This window comes from Micromonospora sp. DT201 (assembly GCF_049841575.1).
Taxonomy (GTDB): domain Bacteria; phylum Actinomycetota; class Actinomycetes; order Mycobacteriales; family Micromonosporaceae; genus Micromonospora.
Window position 1 is genome coordinate 41996 of the sequence record NZ_JBNCKP010000015.1, and the last position, 20507, is coordinate 62502.

The window sequence follows — 20507 nt, forward strand, 5'->3', positions numbered from 1 at the left end:
AGGTCAGAGGGGGTGTCTGTCGCCAACCGGACAAGACGGTAGAGCCTCTGGCGGAGCACTGTTGGGGCAGGTACCGACACCGGGGGCGCCCGGACCGCGACCAACCAGAGAGGGCCTGCCATGGCCGCTCCCACCGCGATCGCAGCTCTGAGTGCGCCGACCTACTCGCCGGGCGACCAGATGCTGCTGACCGTCAACTACTCCGACACCGACAACAAACCGCTGACCGTCACCATCGTGGTCACCGACGCGCGGGGAAACAGTAGCGCACCGGTCACCGCCAGCGTGGTCATCGACCCGCTCACCGTCACCGTCACCGACGACTCCGGCCGTACCTGGTCCCGCGTCTCCGACAACGGCGCGGTCGCCGTGTACCGAGCGGTGGCGTGATGCCCCGCGTCACCGTCCAGGTCCGCGACGCCGCCGGTAACACCGCGACGGCCACCGCCGACTACATCGTGGCAAGCCGACCCGTTCTCGGCGGCTACTACCTCTCCGGCAATGCCGACCCGACCGCCGACATGGCCGGCGGCAACTTCCGCTCGCTCACCCAGTACCGCAGCTTCGCCGACGGCTACATCTTTCCCGGCTACAACCGGCCCTGGCTGATCGCCCTGGGCCGGGCGGGGATGCAGATCAACATGGTCCTGGAGCTGAAGCACTACGGCGCCCCGGACGGACCGCAGACCTTCACCGTGGATGGCACCACCTACACCGTGCCGGCACCGTCGATGACCATCCAGCAGCGCCCCGGCACCACCTGGCCGAAGGCGTACGGGTACGACCAGGTGCTCAACGGCCAGTGCGACGGGTTGTTCCACCGAGCCCTGGCGCAGTACCGGACGCTCGGCTTCGGCGTGAACATCCAGCTCGCCTCCGAATTCGACACCGACCACGAGTTCGGCACCACCGACAACGGTGTGGCGTACACCTGGGCGCAGTCAGATGCCCGCGCGGTGCAGGCGGTCAACTACATCCTCACCTGGTTCAAGGCGCGGACGCTGCCCGGCGGTACGACCTTCTCGGTCGGGGTCGGCGGCTTCGATCGGGCCTGCTTCCAGCGCATCCACCTGGAACCGCTGATGACCCGGCTGGATTTCCTGCAGTGGAACGTCTACGCCACCAACGCCAGCCACACCGCGCTGGCCCGGTTCCGCCGTACCAAGGACTGGGCGGTGGCCGACCTCGGGCCGGTGGCGCTGTCCCGGCCGGTGCTCGTCGCCGAGTGGGGGGTACGGGTGGCGGAGATCCCCAACCAGGCCGCCTGGATCGCGACCGTGCCGGCGGCCATCGCCCAGCTCAACGCCGAACGTGGGCCCCGGATCGCGCGCACCAACTACTTCAACTCCGGGTGGGGCACGCTCACACCGAAGGCGACCGGGTTGGCCGCGCTACGGGCGGCGTACGCCACCTCGCCGTTCATCTGAGTCTGCGGCTGCGCGGCGGCGGCCCGGGTGCCGGCACCGGCGTCGGGGCTGGCGCGGGTGCCGGTGTGGGGTGGGGACCGGGCGTCGGTGCCGGGTGGCTCGGCAACCCGCCGGCCGGTGGCGCGCTGGCCTGCTCGACCCCCATGCCGGTCGGGTCCAGCTCCTCCTCGGAGGGGAAGACATCGCCCCGTAGGGCCGGATCACGGTAGCTGCTCATGAGCGTAGGGTTCCCCGACGATGACGAGAACAACCGTGCCCGATCGACCGGTGTCCTCGGTGCCCGGTTTGGCGGAAGATGCTGGGACCGACGCCACGGTCATGAACGGGGGTCCGAGCGTGGAATTGCGCCGGAATCGGGGGGCCCGTGCGCTCGCCCTGGTGTGCGTACTCGGTGGGGTGCTCCTGTTGGTCTATCCCAGCGACGGCGCCCTGCTACGCACGATCATCGCGGGGGGTGCCGTCGCGCTCGGCGTTGTGGCGCTGGTCAGCGCGCTGCGACCGTTCCGGTTCGGGATCGACGCCGATGGGCTCACCATCCGACGGCCCGGCCTGCGCCGGATGATTCCCTGGGCCGAGGTCGACGCGTTGGTCCTCGACGAGCCGCCCCGACGTGACGGCTACCGGAAACCGCCGAGGCTGCTGCTGGTGCCCGTGCCGGGTGTGTCGCTTGAGCCGGTGACCGCGCGCCATCCACTCGACGGCCGCCCCGCCATCGAGTTGCTCGTCCTCGATCAGGTCCGCGAGCAGCCCGAGCAGGTGTCCGCCGCGCTTGCCCGCTACGCCGGCGACCGTTTCGTCGACCTGTCGGCTCTGCGCCGCGCCGCCTTCGCAGATCCGGACCTCCCCGTCGGCCTGCGGGGCTACCAGATGGACCGGGTCGACCGCTTGATCCGACGCGGCCAGGACGCCCTGGTGTCCGGGGACGCCCCGACCCGGCAGGCGGCCCGAGGAGAGATCGAACGCGCCAGCGCGGCCGGTCTGCCGATCGCCCAGCGTGGCTACAACACGGTCCAGACGGATACGGTTCTGGACGCACTCGTCGCCGCGTTGGCCGACCACCAGTCCACCGATCGGGAGACCGCTACATGATCGCGCAGGGACAGAACGCCACCCCGACCACTGCGGCGGACGTTCCGCGCCGCAACTGGGCCGGCAACGTGCGGTACGCCGCTCGGGCGTTCCACCGACCGACCTCCACCGACGAACTGCGTCGACTGATCGCCGGCAGCACCCGGATCCGGGCGGTGGGCAGCGGGCACTCCTTCAACCGCTTCGGCGACACCGACGGCGACCTGGTCACCCTCGCCGGGCTGCCCCAGACCGTCGACGTGGACCACGAGCGCGGGCAGGTCACCGTGAGCGGCGCCATGCGCTACGGCGACGTCGCCCAGCAACTGCACACCCAGGGGTACGCACTGGCCAACCTCGCCTCGCTGCCACACATCTCGGTTGCCGGCGCGGTGGCCACCGCCACCCACGGCTCCGGCCAGACCCACGGCAATCTCGCCACCGCGGTCGCCGGCCTGGAGTTGGTCACCGCCGACGGTGAGCTGCTGCGGGTCGACCGCGACGCCGACGGGGACACGTTCGCCGGCATGGTCGTCGGGCTCGGTGCGCTGGGCCTGGTCACCCGGGTCACCCTGGACGTGGTGCCAACCTTCGAGTTGCGCCAGTACGTGTCGCTCGACCTGCACCGGGAGGCGCTGGACGAGGCACTCGGCTCGGCGTACAGCGTGAGTGTCTTCACCGACTGGCGTGCCCCCCGGCTGCGTGAGGTGTGGCGCAAGCAGTTGGCGGACCAGCCGCCGCCGCCGGCGGACTGGCTCGGCACCACCGCAGCCGACGAGCCACGGCACCCGGTGCTCGGGATGTCGCCGGAAAACTGCACCCCGCAGCTCGGTGAGCCGGGCCCGTGGCACGAGCGGCTGCCGCACTTCAAGCTCGGCTTCACCCCGAGCAGCGGCGACGAGTTGCAGTCCGAGTACCACGTGCCGCGTACGGCGGCAGCCGACGCGCTCGCCGCGCTGGACGATGTGGCGCACCTGATCGCCCCGGTGCTGCAGGTGTGCGAGTTGCGGACGGTGGCGGCGGACGAGCTGTGGCTCAGCCCGAACCACAAGCGCGACAGCTTCGTCGTGCACTTCACCTGGGTCGACGACACCGCAGCCGTGCTGCCGGTGGTGGCCGCGGTGGAGGAACGGTTGGCACCGTTCGCACCCCGCCCGCACTGGGGCAAGGTCTTTGTCACGGACCCGGCCGAGCTGGCCGCCCGCTACCCGAGGTACGCCGACTTCGCCGCCCAGCTGACCCACCTGGACCCGACCGGCAAGTTCCGCACCGACCTGCTGGACCGGTACTTCCCCCGCTAGGCCGTAGGGCCTGTGTCAAAGCCCCTGGCCGGCCTGCGGCGGGCCCAGACGACGACCGGCCGCGTTGGAAGTTCGTCCGGATACAACACCGGTATCCGGACGAACTTCCGCCTTGCCGGACCGCCGCCTGGACTCCGCCTCGGCTCAACCGAGGGCTTTGACACAGGCCCTAAGCGCCCTGGGTGCGCAGGGTGCTGCGCTGGACGGCGCGGCTGATGTCGCTGGGGGAGACGATGCCGACCAGTTGGCCGTCCGTCACCACGAGGGCGCGGCCGTCGGCGCACTCACTGAGCCGGGGGAGCAGATCGTTGAGCTGTTCACCCGACTGGGTGAGGACCAGTTGGTCGGCCCGGCAGGCCACCTCGGCCAGCGTGGTCGACGCCCGCCGCTCGGGTGGCACGCCACGCACCCGGTCGACGGTGACAAGGCCCGTCGGCCGGCCCTCCTCGGTCAGCGGCAGCGCCGAATGCCGGTACGCGAAGAGGTAGTGGTCGACGAAGTCCGCGACGGTCATCTCCGCCGAGGCGGTCTGCGGCTGCGGGGTCATCACGTCGCCCACCCGAACTCCGCGTAGCGCGCTGCCGGTGCGGGCCTGCCGCTCCTCCGTTCCGGCGGCGCCGATCAGGAACCAGCCGATCAGGGCCAGCCAGAGCCCACCGAAACCGACCCCGGACAGGAACTGCCACAGCCCGAGACCGATCAACAGCACACCCAGCACCCAGCCAGCCCGGGCTGCGATCACGGAAGCCCGGGTCCGGTCACCGGTGGCCTTCCACACGGCGGCGCGCAGCAACCGGCCACCGTCCAGGGGCGCGGCCGGCAGCACGTTGAAGATGGCAAGCAGCACATTGATGCCGGCCAGCCACGCCACCGCACCGAAGAGCAGCCCGTCCTGCCCGGCCAGTGCGAGCAGCGCCGCGATCCCGCCGAAGAACGCCCCGAGCAACAGGCTGACCAACGGGCCGACGCCCGCGATCCGCAGCTCCGCACCCGGGTCGCGCGGCTCACCCCGCAACTCGGCCACGCCGCCGAAAAGCCAGAGCGTGATGCCGTCGACCGTCAGCCCGTTGCGCTTGGCCAGCACCGCGTGCGACACCTCGTGGGCGAGCAGGCCGACGAAGAAGACCACCGCCGCGGCCAGCCCGGCGAGGGCGTACGCCACCGGCGAGCGGTCGGGGTACGAACGGGGAAACTGGTTGGCGGCCAACCCCCAGGCGATCAACACGAAGATGACCAGAACGCTCCAGTTGACGCCGACCGGCACCCCCGCGACCCGGCCAAGCCGGAAACTCGCCCTCATCCCTGCCCGTTACCCCCGGTCGGCCGGCACATGCGGCAGGCTGCCGACCGGACGCGAGCGGGGACGACATGCGACGCGTTCGGGGTGATCGCCACGAAGTTATGCAGCGGGTAGGGTCAGAGTATGACTCGCCGCATCACCATCAGTCTGCCCGACGACGTGGCCGCGTACGTGGAGCGCACGCAGGGCAACACGTCGGGTTTCATCGCCGGGATCCTGCGCCGGAAGATGCGCGCTGACAGCCTTCGCGCCCGATGGGCACAACTCGGCTACGTGGTGACCGACGAGGACGTCGAGCGCACCCGGTCCCACCTTGCCGCACGGGCGCCGATCACCGACGACCAGCACGCCCGTAACGCCGAGTGGCTGCGTCAGTTCGACCAGGACGGGTCGGCCGCCGCGTGAACGGTCTCGTCCTGGACACATCGGCCCTGCTGGCCTATGCCTCCGGCACCAGTGTCGAGCCGGGGGCGATCCTGACCCTTGCCGAGGAGGACCCCGAGCAGGAGGTGTGGATTCCGGCACTCTGCCTGGGCCAGGCTCAGCTGGAGGTGGCCGGTACGCCAGCGGTTCACCTGCTCGACCTGCTCCTCAGCGAGGAGCGGGACACCAGAGTCGCGGTGTACGACGGGCCGACCAGTCGGCGAGTGGCCCGGATCGCGGCGCGATTCGACGTGCCGCTGGACGTGGCGCACGCCGTGGCGACCGCCGTCCTCTACCGCTGCTACCTGGTCACCCGCGACCCCAAGCGGGTCGCCCCAGCGGCACCGCCGGGTCTGGAGATCCTCGACATCTCGCTGGGCTGGGGCTGAGCCAGCCGGCGCCAGACGAGCCACTACGGGTGGTGGCCCCGGCACCGGTCAACCTGGCGGCGGAGACGGTAAAGTGCGCAGGCTGAGCCGGAACATGGACGGCCAGGGTGGGAAAGGTCGGCGAATGCGGGAGGATTCACCGCGCCGGGAGCAGATCAACTCCAGCTCGTACATCTGGGAGCAGGACGGCCTGCGCGAGTTGGCCGGCTACCTGCCCGACGCCGACCCGTACCACGTCTGGACGAACGTCGAGTTCGTCGGCGCCGACGGTTCCATCAACGAGGTCGACGCCCTGGTGCTCGCCCCGAGCGGTCTCTTCGTGTTGGAGTTGAAGCACTGGCAGGGCGAGATTCGCGGTGACGGCACCCAGTGGGTGCGCCGAGCACCGGCAGCCAGCACATCTACGGCTTGGAGGATCACGATTCCGGTCTGCCAGGTCTGAAGAAGCTGCTGCTGGCCCTGCCGCGCAACCCGGATCATCTGGTGGACGAGGCGCGCGGTCGGGAGATCGTCGAGCTGGTGCGCGGCGCGAAGATCCGGCCGTCGGTGGCGGACCGCAAGGTCGGCCAACTGCTGCTGCACCCGAAGCCGTTTGCGGAGGGCCTTGGCTGGCAGGATTTCCTCGCCGGGCACGCGCTGGACACCTCGCTGGTGCGTCGGGTGCGGTTCTACCTGACCAGTCGCGCCGCCGAGCACGAGGTGCCGACGATCCGCAAGGCGGCGGAGCGGGAGTTCCGCCTCTTGCAGGGCATCCACCACCCGGGGGTGGCCCGCGCGCACGACCTGGTCGAGCATTCGTGAGGCCCTGCGGTCGTCTTCGACCACCAGCCCGACTGGGTACGCCTCGACCAGTGGCTGCTCAGGCACGGCGACACGTTGACCCTGGCCCAGCGGCTGCAGCTGGTGCAGGATCTCGCCGAGATCATCGACTACGCGCACTCCCGCAGGCTGGCCCACCGGGCGCTCTCGCCCCGAGCGATCTACGTCGGCGACCCGGAAGGGTCGCGCCCGACGCTGGTGGTCACCGGTGGACGTCACCGCGATCCTGCTGGACCGGCTGCGCGCGCTGGGCTTCCCCTGGGAGGCGATCGTGGCGGCAGACAACGGCTCACCGCTGGACGCCGACTTCCGCAGCCTCGTGGATCTGGTCCGGCACCAGGTGGTGCCAGCGGTCAACGATGCGATCGTGGCCGCCGACCAGCCGGTGTTGATCACCGAGGCTGCGCCGTTGGCCCGCTACGGGCAGCTCGGGCTGCTTCAGGAGTTGGCTGATCCGACCAGATCTCGACCGGCGGCCCGGCTGCTGCTGGTGCCGGCCCGTCGACCTGACCCGGCGGTGCTGGATGGGGTGCAGTTGCCGCTGACCTCACCGGCTAGCCAGTCGTTGTGGCTCGCCGACGACTGGATCGAGTCGTCGGGCCGGGCGGTAACGCCGACGCGTTGAGAGGGAGACGCCCGGCGCGGTGACGCTTCCGCCTGCCGGGCCGCAGCTACCGTTGCGGGGGCGCCGGGATCGGTAATCCAGCGAAGGGACCAAAAGTGGCACGACTCGTCATGAGTCCGGCCGAGGCCGCGCTCTATGAGATTGTCGGCTCCCGTACTTTCCTACGCGCGCGCCAGGTGCTTGAGCGCGGGAAACTGCTGGACGTGCAGTGGGATCCGGAGACCGGTCAGGGGCACGGTCGGCTCGACGGCAGTGCAGCCGGCCGGGTGCTGGTCACAGTGCGTTCGGGTGCCGACGGCATGGTCGAGGCGTTGGATGGTTCGTGTACGTGCGGGCAGGACGGCTGTGCCCACCCAGCCGCGCTGGTGCTTTCGACGCTCTCCACGGCCACGCCCCGGAAACCCCGCCCGACGTCGAGCTGGGAGCGGGCGGTCTCCGCGTTGGTCCGGGACGTCGCCCCGCCGCCGGTTGTGCCGGAGTCGGAGCCTCCGGGGCTCGGCCTGCAGTTCGACGTCGTCTCCCAGGGCTCGGATGACGCGGCGGGTTTTCAGGTCGACCTGCGGCCGGTGCTGCCGGGCCGCACCGGCTGGGTGCGGTCCGGGATCAGCTGGTCGACACTGAGCTACGCCTACTTCGACCGGTCGACGCGGACCGAGCGGCACCGGCGACTGCTCGTCGAGATCGCCCGACTGGCGAGTAGCACGGACCCCTACCACTACTACGACGGCCATCGGCGTGGGATCGCGCTGCACGAGTTCGCCAGCCGGCGGATCTGGGACCTGCTGGCTGAGGCGGACGAGGCTGGGTTGCCACTGGTGCAGGCCGGCAAGCGCGGCGGGCCGGTCGTGCTGGGCCGTCCGGCCAGGCTCTCGGTGCAGGTCGGTCGGGCAGATGGGGAGCTGGTGCTGGCGCCGACATTGTCGGCCGGTGGCACGCCGATCCCCGTGTCGCGCGTACTCCTCGTCGGTGAGCCGGCGCACGGCCTCGCGGGGTTGGCGGAGCTGAGCGGGCCGGACGCCCGTTCCGGCGTACCGGCACTCTGGTTGGCGCCGCTGGCCGGGACGCTGCTGCCGGGGATGGTGCGGGCGCTCGCGGGGCCGGCGATCCGGATTCCGGCTGCCGAGGAAGAGCAGTTCTTCGACCGTTTCTACCCGGAGTTGCTCCGCCAGGTCGAGGTGTTCGCAGCCGACCCGGCCGTCCAGCTTCCAACGGTTGGGCCGGCCACCCTGACCGCGACGGTGAGCCCCGAGCCGGACCAGCGTCTCCAGGTGGCCTGGGAGTGGCATCGGGTCGTCGGTGGCCGGCGCCACCCCGAGCCGTTGCGCAACGGGATGGCCACCGAAGCGGACGAGCGCCGCGCGGAGCTGCTGCGGCGGGTCGTCGACCTGGTTGCCAAGCCGGCACCCGAACTCCTGGAACCATCCTCGACCGGTCCCCGGCTGGCATCCTCGGCGAGCCTCGCCGGCGACGCCCTGATCCGGTTCGTCAGTGACGTCCTGCCGCGACTGGCCGAGCTGGACGGTGTCGAGCTGGTCACTCCGTCGGACGGGGCGCTCGACGACTACCAGGAGACGTACGCCGCGCCCACCATCACCTTCGCCGACGGTGGTGAGCCCGGCGAGCATGACTGGTTCGACCTGTCGGTGCGGGTCACCGTCGGTGGCGAGCAGGTCGACTTCGTCGCGCTCTTCGCGGCGTTGGCGCAGGAGCAGCAGTACCTCATCCTGCCCAGCGGCAGCTACTTCGCGCTCGAACGACCGGAGTTCCAGCAGCTGCGAGACCTGATCGCCGAGTCCCGGGCACTCGCGGATGCGCCGCCCGGGGTGCTGCGGGTCGGCCGGTTCCAGGCCGGGCTCTGGGACGAGCTGGCCGACCTGGGTGAGGTCACCGGCCAGGCCGCGGACTGGCAGCGGTCGGTACGCGCGCTCAGCGAGGCGAATCCTGCCGCCGAGCAGCAGATCCCATCCGGGGTACGGGCGCAGCTGCGCCCGTACCAGCAGGATGGTTTCCGTTGGTTGGCGACCCTGCACGACCACGGCCTCGGCGGCGTTCTCGCCGACGACATGGGGCTCGGCAAGACCCTGCAGACGTTGGCGCTGATCTGCCACGCGCGCGCCGAGGCACCGTTCCTGGTGGTCGCCCCGGCCAGTGTCGTCGCCAACTGGGCAAGCGAGGCGGCCCGCTTCACTCCGGAGCTGGACGTCCGGGCGGTCACCCAGACCGTGGCCCGGCGCGGTGCCCCGCTGGCCGAGGCGGTGGCCGGCGCGAACGTCGTGGTCACCTCGTACACGCTGTTCCGGCTGGAGTACGACGACTATCGCGCCATCGAGTGGGCCGGGCTGATCCTCGATGAGGCGCAGTTCGTCAAGAACCCGCAGTCCCAGGCGCACCGCTGCGCGAAGCTGCTGCCGGCCCCGTTCAAGCTGGCGATCACGGGCACCCCGATGGAGAACCACCTCGGGGAGCTCTGGGCACTCTGCTCGATCACCGCACCCGGGTTGCTGCCCCGCGCCGACCGGTTCACCGATTACTACCGCCACCCGATCGAGAAGGAGCGGGACGCGGAGCGGCTCGCCCAACTGCGTCGCCGGATCCGGCCGCTGATGCTGCGCCGACGCAAGGCCGACGTCGCGGCTGACCTGCCGGCCAAGCAGGAGCAGGTCATCGAGGTCGAGCTGGACCGCCGCCATCGCCGGGTCTATCAGGCGTACCTGCAGCGGGAGCGGCAGAAGGTCCTCGGGCTCCTCGGTGACCTGGAGAAGAACCGGTTCGAGATCTTCCGGTCGTTGACGCTGCTCCGGCAGGCGAGCCTGGACGTCTCGCTGGTCGACCCGAAGCACCAGAACGTGCCGGCGACGAAGCTGGACGTGCTCACCGAACGGATCTCCGGTCTGGTCGCCGAGGGGCACCGGAGTCTGGTGTTCAGCCAATTCACCCGCTTCCTCGGCGCGGCCCGGCAGCGGTTGGAAGCGGCCGGGATCACCTGCAGCTATCTGGACGGGACCACCCGGGACCGGGCTGCCGTCATCGATGGATTCAAGAGCGGCGACAACCAGGTCTTCCTGATCAGCCTCAAGGCCGGCGGCTTCGGCCTCAACCTCACCGAAGCCGACTACTGCCTGCTGCTCGACCCGTGGTGGAACCCGGCCGCGGAAAACCAGGCGGTCGACCGGACGCACCGCATCGGCCAGACCCGCAACGTCATGGTGTATCGGATGGTCGCGAAGGACACCATCGAGGAGAAGGTGATGGCGTTGCAGGCGCGTAAGGCGGAGCTGTTCAGCAGCGTCCTGGACGGCGGTGAGTTCGCCTCCGCGCAGTTCACCGCCGCCGACATCAAGAGCCTGCTGGAGTGAGCGGTGCCGGCTTCTCGGGGGGCTCGACGGGACCTGTCAGATCGGGCAGCCCTCCGCTCCTGAGCCAGTCGGCGAACTGCCGTCGCTTCTCCCGGTCGACGACGGCCTTGAGGGCGGCGTTGACGGTGGCCTTCTTCGTCGTGGTGCCGAGGATCTTGCCGGCCTCGGCGAGCAGTTCATGGTCGACATCAGGGAGCGTCCGGCTCACGGGTGCCTCCTCCGGTTGGCGATCATCGCCGATGACATTCCTTCGATCCGTCCTTAATATCAGGCTCTGCTGAGTCGCCATGCTGACACCTGAACGTGGATGCGGCCTGAGCGTCGGGATAGTTGCGAGGTGGCGAGATCAAGCGAAGAGGGCGACGATCCGTACCTCTGGTTGGAGGAACTTGATGGCACGGATGCTGCCGGGTGGGTGCGGGACCGCAATGCGGAGACCATCGCGGCGCTGACCGACGATGAGGCGTTCGCCGGCCTGCGGGCCGAGATCCGGCAGGTGCTCGATGCCGAGGAGCGGACCCGCCAGTCGCCCTGACCCGACGTGCGCTGACCCGGCTCGGGCAGGAGCGCGACGACAAGCTTCACCTCGTGCATCCCGGCGGCACAGTCATCGTCCGCGAGGACGACGGCGACCTCCGCTGGTGGACCTGGGCGGGCTTCCGGGCGAACGCGACGTTGACCGCGACGTTGGGCGAGGTCGTCGACCCGGTGGAGCGATTCGACGGCAACAGCATCCGGCTGCGGGAGAACGTTACGCCCGCCAGTTGGCGAACGCTCACGGCCGACGCCGCTACGCGACTTTGTCTGCCAGAGATCAACGACAAAGCGGTCGATGGTCTCAAGTTCGGTGCGGCCCTGCCGAGACGTATGGCGACGGCGACGCTCGCCGCACGGTTGGCCGACCTGGAAGCGGCAGCCTTGGTGTTGGGCGGACCTGTCCGTTTCGTCGTGGTCTGACGCTCAGCGGCGGGGGCTTTCGCTGGCGATCTTCATTTCCCGGGGCAGGGCCGCCGCGCGTAGCGCCCAGTCCAGCGCGTAGTCGGCGATCTTCTCCCACCCGTTCTGCCCGACGGTGAAGTGCGACCGGCCGGGGAACTCCTCGTACGCGGTCAGCGCCCGGGACTTCTGGTAGAGCCCCGCGTTGGCGCGGACCACCGCCGCCGGCACCACGTGGTCGTGTTCGCCGGCCATCAGCAGCAGCGGCGCACGATCGTCGCGCCCGACGTCGACGCGGGCGGGTGAGCGCGGGTCGAGATTGGCGAAGGCGCCCTCGAAGAACACCCTTCCGGCACCGGGGACGGCGTAGCGCTGCCAGGCTCGGTCGGAGTCTTCGCGGCTCATCGTGTTGCCGAAGGTGTAGGCGAAGTCGTCCGCGGTGAACGGGACCGCCTTGCTCCGGTTGGCGGGGCTGCGCAGGATCGGGAAGCCGGAGCGCAGCTGGCTCAGCGGCACCTTGAGGACACCCTTCACCGCCGCGGGGTGCACCCCCACGGCGGCCGCGCCGAGGCCCCGGTCGACCAGTACCTGCGCGAACAGACCGCCGAACGAGTGCCCCATGATGATCGGTGGTCGCGGCAGCGCCCGGATGATCCGGTCGTAGTGCGCGACGATCGTGGCGATGCTCTGCTCGGCGATCGGGCTCGGATCGTCGCGTAGCTGCTCCACGGACCGGTCCATGCCGGGCCAGGCCGGGGCGATGACGTGCATGCCGCGCGTGGTGTACCGCTCGGCCCACCCCTCCCAGCTGCGCGGGTTCATCCAGAGCCCGTGGATCAGCACGACTGTGTCGACCTGGCCCTGCGGCGTGGCACCCATCGCGTCCTCCCGGTGTCGCGGCGTCCGGCCCGGCGGTTACCCGTTGCGGTGCGCGGAAATCCTCCGCCGGCTACGAGGACGGCCCCTGACAAATGTCATGGCCGGGGCGTGACGGCCGCTCCAGACATCGGGGTACGTCAGGCCGGAGCATCATCAACATGACCAGTTCGTATCCGGCTGTCGAGTTGGACGGCCTCACCAAGACCTTCGGCGCGGTCACCGCGGTCAACGGGTTGAGCCTGCGGGTGCAGCCCGGCGAGGTAGTGGCCTTCCTCGGCCCCAACGGGGCGGGCAAGACCACCACCATCGACATGCTGCTCGGGTTGGCCCGCCCGGACGCGGGCACCGTCCGCGTCCTCGGTGGCACCCCCGACAACGCGGTGGCCCGGGGCCGGGTCGCCGCCGTCCTGCAGACCGGTGGGTTGCTCAAGGACCTGACGGTGGGCGAGACGGTCGAGATGACCTCGCACTTCTACCGGCACACCCGCCCGACCGCCGAGGTGCTGGAGCGGGCCGGCATCTCCGACATCGCAGGCCGGGTGGTCGGGCGCTGCTCCGGCGGCCAGCAGCAGCGACTGCGCTTCGCGCTGGCCCTGCTGCCCGACCCGGACCTGATGGTGCTCGACGAGCCGACGACAGGCATGGACGTCGAGGGCCGGCGGGACTTCTGGCAGGCTCTGCGCCGTGACGCCCGGCGCGGTCGGACCGTCATCTTCGCCACCCACTACCTGGACGAGGCGGACGCGTACGCCGACCGGATCGTGCTGGTCCGGCAGGGGCGCATCGTCGCCGACGGCACCACCGCGGAGATCAAGAACCTGGCCGCCGGCCGTACGGTGCGGGCCACCCTGCCCGGCGCCGACCAGGCCGCGCTGGCGGCGCTGCCCGGCGTGGACGCCGTGGAGGTACGCGGCGACAGCGTGCTGGTGCGTACCAGCGACTCTGACGCGATCGCCCGGCACCTGCTCACCCGGACCGACGCCCGGGACGTGGAGATCACCTCCCGCAACCTCGAGGACGCCTTCCTCGCCCTGACCACCGCGCACACCGGAGCCTGAGATGACCACCTCCACCTCCACCTCCACCTCCTCCACCCCCACCGCGACTCGTGCCACTGAGCCGGACCGTCGGTTGCCGGCCCTGGGCGGGTTCTCGATGGGCGTCCTGCGCATCGAGCTGCGCCGGGTGCTGCGCAACCGCCGCACCCTCGCCTTCACGCTGATCATGCCGGCCGTCTTCTTCCTCATCTTCGGCCTGCCGCAGGGCGGGCAGTCATTGGACAACGGCCGTCCGGTGACGGCGTACGTCATGATCAGCCTGGCCGTGTACGCGGCCATGGTGGCGACGACAAGTGTCGGTGGCGCGGTGGCCACCGAGCGGGCGCTGGGCTGGAGCCGACAGTTGCGGCTCACCCCGCTGCGCCCGACGGCGTACGTGGCCACCAAGCTGATCACCGCGATGAGCCTCGGTCTGCTCGCGATCGTCGTCGAGTTCGCCGTCGGTGCCGCAGCGGGCGTTCGCATTCCGGCGTACATCTGGCTGGTGTCCGGGCTCGCCGCCTGGATCGGCTCGCTGGTCTTCGCCGCGTTCGGTCTCTTCATCGGCTACCTGGCGCCGGCCGAGAACGTCATGCAGATCATCGGCCCGGTCCTGGCCGTGCTGGCCATGTTCGGCGGGCTGTTCGTCCCGGTCGAGGTGCTGCCGGACGTGCTTCAGCAGGTCGCGAAGTTCACCCCGGTGTACGGCGTGGGTGTGCTGGCCCGCTCCACGCTGGTCGGCGAGGGACTGAGCATGGGGGCGGTGGCCAATGTCGCCGTCTGGGCACTGATCTTCGGTGTCGGTGCGGCGCGGCTGTTCCGCCGGGACACCGCGCGGGTCTGACCACCGCGACAGCTAGCGTGAGCCCGATGGACCTCTCATCAGGGCAGTCTCGGCCGGCGAGCCGCCACTGGCGGTTCACCGGCTGGCTGCTGGCTGCGGTGTGGCTGATCTTCCTCAACGTGCCGATCATTACCTCGCTGCACCAGCCGCAGCTCTGGCGACGGATCGTCGGCGTGACGGCCCTGCTTGTCTTCGGCCTCGGCTACGTGCTGCTGTTCCAGTGGGCTCGCGGGCTGCGCCAGGCACTGCGGCCGATCCCGGCACACCGAGCACGAGCGGCGCTCCTGCTGCTGATCGCGGTGGGCCTGGCCAGCCTCCCGGGTGCCGACGGGGACTGGCTGGCCACCCTGGTCTACGTCGCCGCGGCCGGGGTGTTCCTCCTGCCGCCATGGGAGGCGGCGGCCAACGTGGCGGTCTGCGCGGTGACCCCCGCGCTGGCTTCCTGGCTGGTGCCGGGGTGGGAGGCGGAGAGCACGATCGTCTTCGCGGTGCTGCTCGCCTCGTTTGCCATGTTCGGTGTGTCGCGGCTGGCCCAGCGCAACAGTGAGCTGCAGGCCGCCCAGCAGGAGATCCGCCGGCTGGCGGTCGCCGAGGAGCGGGTCCGTACAGCCCGCGACCTGCACGACATCCTGGGACACTCGCTGACCGTGGTGGCGATCAAGGCGGAGTTGGCCGGCCGGCTGATCGAGGTGGACACCGAGCGCGCCGCCGTCGAGGTCGCCGAGGTCGAGGCGCTGGCCCGGGCGGCGCTGTCGGACGTACGGCAGACGGTTGGGGCGTACCGCGAGGTCACCCTCGCCGCGGAGCTGGCCGGCGCCCGCACCGCGCTGGCCGCAGCGGGCATGGCGGCGGATCTGCCTGACGAGGTGCCGGCGCTGCCGGACGAGTGGGACCGGTTGTTCGGCTGGGCGGTACGGGAAGGGGTGACAAACGTGGTCCGGCACAGTGGGGCGCGGTGCTGCACGATCCGGGTGCGGTCGGACCGGGTCGAGGTGAGCGACGACGGTCGCGGTCCATCCGTTCCCGACGCCGCCGGGCACGGGCTCGTCGGCCTGCGTGAGCGGGCACGGAAGCTGGATGCCGTGGTGACCGTCGGCCGACGTCCGGACGGAAGTGGCTTCCTGCTCCGGGTGCACGCGCCGGCGGAGGCCCGGTGAGCGGCCCCAGCGTCGAGCAGCCACACTCGATCCGGCTGCTGCTCGCCGACGACCAGGCGCTGGTCCGGGGCGCGCTGGCCGCGCTGCTCTCGCTGGAGGAGGACCTGACCGTGGTGGCCGAGGTCGGCCGAGGCGACGAGGTGGTGCCCGAGGCCCGCCGCACGGCCCCCGACGTTGCCCTCCTGGACGTGGAGATGCCCGGTCTGGACGGGATCGGCGCTGCCGCCGCGTTACGGGCCGCGCTGCCGACGTGCCGGGTGTTGATGGTGACCACCTTCGGCCGGCCCGGCTACCTGCGCCGGGCGATGGAGGCCGGCGCGAGCGGCTTCGTGGTGAAGGACACCCCGGCCCGGCAACTCGCCGACGCGGTCCGCCGGGTGCATGTCGGCCTGCGGGTGGTCGACCCGACGCTGGCCGCCGAAACCCTGGCCGCCGGGGTCAGCCCGCTGACCCAGCGGGAGACCGAGGTGCTGCGGACGGCTCGGGGCGGCGGCACGGTCGCCGACCTGGCCGGGGCGCTGCACCTGTCCGAGGGGACGATCCGTAACCACCTATCGGCGGCGATCGGCAAGACCGGTGCGCGCAATCGGGCCGAGGCGATCCGGGTCGCCGAGCAGAACGGTTGGCTGCTCGGCGAGTGAGCGTTGTGCCCCGGCGTGCCCGCGCTCAGGCGGTCGGCGGCGGGGTGGGCAGCTTGTCGACAACCACCACGCTGCTGCCGGGCCGGACCTCGGCGAGCAACTCCCGCTGACCGCTGCGGGTCAGCCGGATGCAACCGTTTGTGGTGTTCTCACCCAGCTCGTCGTCGTTGTGCCAGGTGTGCACCCCGATGTGCGCGCCGCGCAGACTGTCCGGCACCGATTCCGGGTCGTCGGGCACCGAGCCAAGGGCATAGATGTCCACTCCGCCGTAGACCTCCTCGGGCGGCGGCGTGCGGCCCAGGACGAAGGTCCGCCCAAGCGGAGTGTTCTGCCCCGACTGGCCGAGGCTGACCTCCCAGGAGCGCACCGCCTTGCCGGCCCGGTACCAGGTGAGTCGGTGGACCTTGCGTTCCACCACGATCTGGTCGCGCAGCGGCACGGTGTCGAACCCGCCGGGGGGCAGCCAGGCGAGCCGCCGGTTGGCGGAGGGCAGCAGGACGGCCGTCCAGCCGGCGCGCCGCTCGGCGATCGGCATGGTCAGGTCGACACCGCTGATCGTGGGTTCGAGGAAGGCTCGCGGTCGACCGCCGGGTGCGTCGTACGCGGCGATCCGCTTGGTCGGGTGCGCGCCCTCGGTCAGTGGGGTGGTGTCCATGGTGGCCGGATCCGTGGGGAACCCGCCGGGCGCGGGGTCGTAGTCGACCACCGGCAGCCCGGCTGGGGCGGGCGCGGCCGGGGCGACCGGCTCCTCCGGGCTCTGCTCGACGGTGCTCGGCGTCGGATCGGACGCTGCGACCTGCCGGTCCGGGCTCGTCGATTGCGGCGTGAGGGCCTGACCCACCAGCAGTGCGGCCACCAGCAGTGCGGCTACGGCGATGGCGGTGCCAACCCAGACACCACGGCGGCGGTACGGGGACATTCGGTCAAAGCGCACGAATCCACTGTATCCGACTTGTGTTGTCAGGAAGGCGCCCCTGCCAGACGAAAAGCGACAACAGGGGTGCCTTCCCTGCGGTGGTCAGACTCGGGCTCGCCGATGTGGATCGCCACCGCAGTTCGGTGGGTGGAGGCAGGCACAACGCACGCCACCGCCACTCGGTTCGATTTCGGCCCAGAAATTTCCGGCGACGGGTGATCCGCACGCCCCGCCGGTCCGTACTGGATGGGGGAGCAGGGGTCGGCCGGTGGTACGCCGCCGCGAGACGATCGAGGAGCAGATGGCCCGGGCACAGCAGGACCAGAAGGCGGCCACCGTCCGGACCAGCGCCAGCAGTCGGGGGGTACGCACCCCGTCGCGGTCGGCGACCGCCCTGCTGATCGCGTCGGTGCTCGCCGCGCTATGGGCGGCGATCATGCTGACCGGCGCCGGCCAGAAGGCGTACGCGTACGGCTTCTTCTTCACCGAGTTCTTCGCCGGGGTGGTCTCCCTGGTGGCGTTGAGCCTCACCGTGATGCTGGGCCTGCTCGCCACCGACCGGCTGGTGCTGCGCATCTCGCACCGGGTGCTGATGCAGTCGGCGCACCGGGCCACCGGCGTGCTGGGCCTGGCCGGGCTCGGTTTCCACGTACTCACCAAGATCGCAACCGGGCGGGCGGCGGCGACCGACGCGCTGGTGCCGTTCGTCGGCGGCCGAGGGCTCTACGTCGGGCTCGGCACGGTGGCCGCCCTGCTGATGGTCAGCGTGATCTGGACCGGCATCATCCGGGCCCGCTTTGCCGGCGTCGGTCCGAAGTGGCTGTGGCGCACCCTGCACTCCACCGCGTACCTGGCCTGGCCGTTCGCCGTGCTGCACGGCCTCAACGCCGGTCGGGCCGCGAAGTCCTGGGTGGTGCTCAGCTACCTCGGCTGCATCCTGCTGGTGGTGCTGGCCCTGCTGGTTCGGTTCTCGGTCGCCGTCGGACGGCGCAGCCGCGAGCAGCACCAGGCCGCGGTGCGCAACGCGGCGTTGGCCGGCCGGGCCGGTGAGGCGGCCCGTGGCCGATCGACGCTGGCCGGGCTGAGCCGACGCCGCAGCTCCGACGCGGACAAGCGGCCCGCCTGGGCCGACACCACCACCGCCACGTGGGCCGCGCGGCGCGACCCCGAACGGTTCACCGTCCCGGTGGTGCCCGAGCCCGGCTCGCTCGCCGAGCCGACCCGGCCCAGTCGACGCCAGCGGGTGGAAGAGCCAGCGGCCCGCCGCGACACCGATCGGCCGTCGCGCGGCCGCCGCGACGAGACCGAGGCCGCGACCCGCCGGTCGACGCGCCGCAGCGCGGAGGAGACCGTCGTTCGGCGGCGCGACGAGGAGGAATTGGAACCGGTGACCCGGCGGCGTTCGCGTACCCGGGACGAGGCTGCTCCGACCCGGCGGCGACGCGCCGAGGAACCGGCCGCCGAACGATCCAACCGCCGGTCCCGCAGCGAGGACGACGGCAGCCGGTACTCGGCGCCGCCACAGCCGGTCGAGCCCGAGGAGCCGTGGGACAGCCCGCGCCGGTGGCAGGACGCCCAGCCGATCTCGGCAGGCCCGGTCTCCGCCGAGCCGATCTCCGCCGGCCCGATCTCGGCGGCGCCACGCAGTGGCAGCGGCCGGCACAGCGTCGAGGACGACCTGCCGGAGGAGCCGGACTACTGGCGCCCGCCGGCCCGATACGTGCCGGAAGAGGTGCCATCGCCCGTCGACGACACCCCGACCCTGGTCGACCTGGCGTCCCGGCGCGCACGGCGGGCAGCCGGCGAGGGCCGGTCGGCCAAGCGCCGCAAGGCCAGCGCCGACGCGGTGGACGGGGCGTACTGGGCCGGGCTGCGGGGTGAGGCGAAGTGATGCGGACAGCCGTGCCACCGGTCGCCTGCGTGGGCGAGCCCCGGCTCACCGCCGGCTTCGCCGAGTACGGCCGACTCGACCTGGCCGCGCACGAGGAGGTGCACGGCCCCATCGGCCCGATGGAGCCGGCCCAACTGCTCCGGCTCGCCGAGGGCATGCAGCTCAAGGGCAAGGGCGGGGCGGGTTTCCCGTTCGCCCGCAAGCTGCGCGCCGTGCTGGAGTCCTGCGAACGGCAGGACCTCGCCGCCGTCGTGGTGGTCAACGCCAGCGAGGGGGAACCGGCCAGCTGGAAGGACAAGGTGCTGCTGACCCGCGCCCCGCACCTGATCCTGGACGGCGCGGCGCTGGCCGCGTACGCGCTGGACGCCGACGAGATCGTGATCGGTGTGGCCGACGACGGGGTCGGCCGGGACTCGTTGATGGAGGCCCTCGAAGAGCGCCGAATGCCGGTGCCGACCACCATCGTCACCGTGCCGCACCGGTTCATCTCCGGCGAGGGCGGCGCACTGGTCAACGGGATCAACGGGCTGCCGCACATCCCGCCCGGCACCAAGAAGCGCTCCAGCGACTCCGGTGTCAGCGGCCTGCCCACCCTGCTGTCCAACGCCGAGACGTACGCCCAACTCGCCGTCGGGGCGCGACTCGGCCCGTACGAGTACGCGGCGCTCGGCACCGACGACGAGCCGGGCACCGTACTGCTCACCGTGACCGGCGCGGCGGGCCGACCGGCCGTGGTGGAGTGCACCGCCGGGATGCCGCTGCGCGATGTCCTCGACCTGTGCGAGGTCCCGGACATCCAGGGCATCCTGATGGGCGGCTACCACGGCAAATGGATCACGCCGGAGGCGGCGGAGAAGGCCGAGGTCTCCCGCAGGGGCCTGGCCGCGGTGGGTGGCACCCTCGGCGCGGGCATCATCGTCCCGCTCGGTGTCGACACCTGCCCGCTCGGCGAGGCCGCCCAGGTGGTGCGCTATCTCGCCGGTGAGTCCGCCGGCCAGTGCGGGCCGTGCAAGATGGGCCTGCCGGACCTGGCCCGCGCCGTCGACCTGGCCGTCGCCGGCAGTCAACCGGCCGACGTGGTGCGGGCCGCCGCCGGCGAGGTGAAGGGCCGGGGCGCGTGCAGCCACCCGGACGGCACCGCCCGGTTCGCGCTCTCCGCGATCGAGGTCTTCACCGAGGACCTGCGGATGCACAGCACCGGCGACGGCTGCGGCCGGCGGGTCAAGGGCGTGATGGGGTTGCCCGGCGCACCCGATGCCAACCCGCAGAAGCTCACCCTGGACTGGTCACGCTGCGACGGGCACGGGCTCTGCGCGCACGTCGTACCGGACTTCATCCGGCTCGACGCCAACGGATATCCCGCCTTCCCGCCCACCCCCGTGCCGACCTGGCTGCGGGAAGGTGCGCTGAAGGCGGTCAAGGTGTGCCCGGAGCTGGCCCTCCGACTCGCCAAGGCCGAGTAGGGGAGAGCACCTTCCCCGACAACTGTCGAACGGAG

23 protein-coding genes are annotated in these 20507 nt (G+C 71.4%); 18 read left to right on the forward strand and 5 right to left on the reverse strand.

Features of this window, described 5'->3' with window-relative positions; all coding sequences use genetic code 11:
• Positions 1 to 120: 120 nt before the first annotated feature.
• Both ACLQ28_RS22615 and ACLQ28_RS22620 read left to right on the forward strand, forming a co-directional pair.
• Complete coding sequence (locus tag ACLQ28_RS22615) at positions 121 to 390, forward strand: hypothetical protein (RefSeq protein ID WP_425688272.1); 270 nt, start codon at positions 121 to 123, stop codon at positions 388 to 390.
• Positions 390 to 1427, forward strand: a complete 1038-nt coding sequence (locus tag ACLQ28_RS22620; protein ID WP_425688273.1) for a hypothetical protein — start codon at positions 390 to 392, stop codon at positions 1425 to 1427. Before ACLQ28_RS22615 ends, ACLQ28_RS22620 begins: the two co-directional genes overlap by 1 nt.
• On the opposite strand, the gene ACLQ28_RS22625 is transcribed toward ACLQ28_RS22620, so the two are convergent.
• Positions 1420 to 1644, reverse strand: a complete 225-nt coding sequence (locus ACLQ28_RS22625; RefSeq protein WP_425688274.1) for a hypothetical protein — start codon at positions 1642 to 1644, stop codon at positions 1420 to 1422. The two genes, ACLQ28_RS22620 and ACLQ28_RS22625, sit on opposite strands and share 8 nt — an antisense overlap.
• A 119-nt stretch (positions 1645 to 1763) precedes the next feature.
• Here ACLQ28_RS22625 and ACLQ28_RS22630 point away from each other — a divergent pair, with 119 nt between their 5' ends.
• A complete protein-coding gene (locus ACLQ28_RS22630) occupies positions 1764 to 2516 on the forward strand; it encodes a hypothetical protein (protein WP_425688275.1) in 753 nt (250 codons plus the stop codon).
• Positions 2513 to 3796 carry an FAD-binding protein gene (locus tag ACLQ28_RS22635; RefSeq protein WP_425688276.1) on the forward strand — a complete coding sequence of 428 codons (1284 nt, stop codon included), beginning with the start codon at positions 2513 to 2515 and terminating at the stop codon, positions 3794 to 3796. The genes ACLQ28_RS22630 and ACLQ28_RS22635 overlap by 4 nt, the downstream gene beginning before the upstream one ends.
• 169 nt (positions 3797 to 3965) lie before the next feature.
• On the opposite strand, the gene ACLQ28_RS22640 is transcribed toward ACLQ28_RS22635, so the two are convergent.
• Entirely contained in the window at positions 3966 to 5096 is a 1131-nt protein-coding gene (locus ACLQ28_RS22640; protein ID WP_425688277.1) for a site-2 protease family protein, read from the reverse strand.
• Between the two features lie 123 nt (positions 5097 to 5219).
• Between ACLQ28_RS22640 and ACLQ28_RS22645 the strand changes: the two genes are divergently transcribed.
• The 6 genes from ACLQ28_RS22645 to ACLQ28_RS22670 all read left to right on the forward strand — a co-directional run bounded on the left by ACLQ28_RS22645 (position 5220) and on the right by ACLQ28_RS22670 (position 10708).
• On the forward strand, positions 5220 to 5501 hold the full coding sequence (locus ACLQ28_RS22645) for a hypothetical protein (RefSeq protein ID WP_425688278.1): 282 nt from the start codon (positions 5220 to 5222) through the stop codon (positions 5499 to 5501).
• Complete coding sequence (locus ACLQ28_RS22650) at positions 5498 to 5908, forward strand: type II toxin-antitoxin system VapC family toxin (protein WP_425688279.1); 411 nt, start codon at positions 5498 to 5500, stop codon at positions 5906 to 5908. The genes ACLQ28_RS22645 and ACLQ28_RS22650 overlap by 4 nt, the downstream gene beginning before the upstream one ends.
• A 124-nt stretch (positions 5909 to 6032) precedes the next feature.
• A complete protein-coding gene (locus ACLQ28_RS22655; protein ID WP_425688280.1) occupies positions 6033 to 6350 on the forward strand; it encodes an NERD domain-containing protein in 318 nt (105 codons plus the stop codon).
• Positions 6317 to 6709: a hypothetical protein gene (locus tag ACLQ28_RS22660; RefSeq protein ID WP_425688281.1), complete on the forward strand. Its 393-nt coding sequence runs from the start codon at positions 6317 to 6319 to the stop codon at positions 6707 to 6709. The genes ACLQ28_RS22655 and ACLQ28_RS22660 overlap by 34 nt, the downstream gene beginning before the upstream one ends.
• A gap of 226 nt (positions 6710 to 6935) precedes the next feature.
• Positions 6936 to 7352: a hypothetical protein gene (locus ACLQ28_RS22665; protein WP_425688282.1), complete on the forward strand. Its 417-nt coding sequence runs from the start codon at positions 6936 to 6938 to the stop codon at positions 7350 to 7352.
• A gap of 95 nt (positions 7353 to 7447) precedes the next feature.
• Complete coding sequence (locus ACLQ28_RS22670; protein ID WP_425688283.1) at positions 7448 to 10708, forward strand: SNF2-related protein; 3261 nt, start codon at positions 7448 to 7450, stop codon at positions 10706 to 10708.
• Here ACLQ28_RS22670 and ACLQ28_RS22675 read toward each other — a convergent pair.
• On the reverse strand, positions 10689 to 10916 hold the full coding sequence (locus ACLQ28_RS22675) for a type II toxin-antitoxin system VapB family antitoxin (RefSeq protein ID WP_425688284.1): 228 nt from the start codon (positions 10914 to 10916) through the stop codon (positions 10689 to 10691). The genes ACLQ28_RS22670 and ACLQ28_RS22675 overlap by 20 nt on opposite strands.
• Positions 10917 to 11045: 129 nt before the next feature.
• Here ACLQ28_RS22675 and ACLQ28_RS22680 point away from each other — a divergent pair, with 129 nt between their 5' ends.
• Positions 11046 to 11243, forward strand: a complete 198-nt coding sequence (locus tag ACLQ28_RS22680; protein ID WP_425688285.1) for a hypothetical protein — start codon at positions 11046 to 11048, stop codon at positions 11241 to 11243.
• Between the two features lie 53 nt (positions 11244 to 11296).
• Positions 11297 to 11665 (forward strand): hypothetical protein, encoded by a 369-nt coding sequence (locus ACLQ28_RS22685; RefSeq protein WP_425688286.1) that lies wholly within the window; start codon positions 11297 to 11299, stop codon positions 11663 to 11665.
• Positions 11666 to 11668: 3 nt separating this feature from the next.
• Here ACLQ28_RS22685 and ACLQ28_RS22690 read toward each other — a convergent pair whose 3' ends face one another.
• Positions 11669 to 12523: an alpha/beta hydrolase gene (locus ACLQ28_RS22690; protein ID WP_425688287.1), complete on the reverse strand. Its 855-nt coding sequence runs from the start codon at positions 12521 to 12523 to the stop codon at positions 11669 to 11671.
• A 158-nt stretch (positions 12524 to 12681) separates the two neighbouring features.
• Here ACLQ28_RS22690 and ACLQ28_RS22695 point away from each other — a divergent pair, with 158 nt between their 5' ends.
• Genes ACLQ28_RS22695 through ACLQ28_RS22710 form a run of 4 tightly spaced genes read left to right on the forward strand, consistent with a single transcriptional unit; the run spans position 12682 to position 16202 of the window.
• Entirely contained in the window at positions 12682 to 13581 is a 900-nt protein-coding gene (locus tag ACLQ28_RS22695) for an ABC transporter ATP-binding protein (protein WP_425688288.1), read from the forward strand.
• 1 nt (position 13582) lies between these two features.
• Complete coding sequence (locus ACLQ28_RS22700) at positions 13583 to 14404, forward strand: ABC transporter permease (RefSeq protein WP_425688289.1); 822 nt, start codon at positions 13583 to 13585, stop codon at positions 14402 to 14404.
• A gap of 26 nt (positions 14405 to 14430) precedes the next feature.
• Complete coding sequence (locus ACLQ28_RS22705; RefSeq protein ID WP_425688290.1) at positions 14431 to 15561, forward strand: sensor histidine kinase; 1131 nt, start codon at positions 14431 to 14433, stop codon at positions 15559 to 15561.
• The gene (locus ACLQ28_RS22710) at positions 15558 to 16202 is read left to right on the forward strand and encodes a response regulator (RefSeq protein ID WP_425688291.1); all 645 of its coding nucleotides are present in this window, start codon (positions 15558 to 15560) and stop codon (positions 16200 to 16202) included. The genes ACLQ28_RS22705 and ACLQ28_RS22710 overlap by 4 nt, the downstream gene beginning before the upstream one ends.
• A 25-nt stretch (positions 16203 to 16227) precedes the next feature.
• Here the strand turns inward: ACLQ28_RS22710 and ACLQ28_RS22715 are convergent, their stop codons facing one another.
• Complete coding sequence (locus ACLQ28_RS22715) at positions 16228 to 17136, reverse strand: L,D-transpeptidase (RefSeq protein ID WP_425688292.1); 909 nt, start codon at positions 17134 to 17136, stop codon at positions 16228 to 16230.
• 250 nt (positions 17137 to 17386) lie between these two features.
• Here ACLQ28_RS22715 and ACLQ28_RS22720 point away from each other — a divergent pair, with 250 nt between their 5' ends.
• Together ACLQ28_RS22720 and ACLQ28_RS22725 are read left to right on the forward strand one after the other, a co-directional pair.
• A complete protein-coding gene (locus ACLQ28_RS22720; protein ID WP_425688293.1) occupies positions 17387 to 19009 on the forward strand; it encodes a hypothetical protein in 1623 nt (540 codons plus the stop codon).
• Positions 19009 to 20472 carry an NADH-ubiquinone oxidoreductase-F iron-sulfur binding region domain-containing protein gene (locus tag ACLQ28_RS22725; protein ID WP_425688294.1) on the forward strand — a complete coding sequence of 488 codons (1464 nt, stop codon included), beginning with the start codon at positions 19009 to 19011 and terminating at the stop codon, positions 20470 to 20472. The genes ACLQ28_RS22720 and ACLQ28_RS22725 overlap by 1 nt, the downstream gene beginning before the upstream one ends.
• Positions 20473 to 20507: the final 35 nt, after the last annotated feature.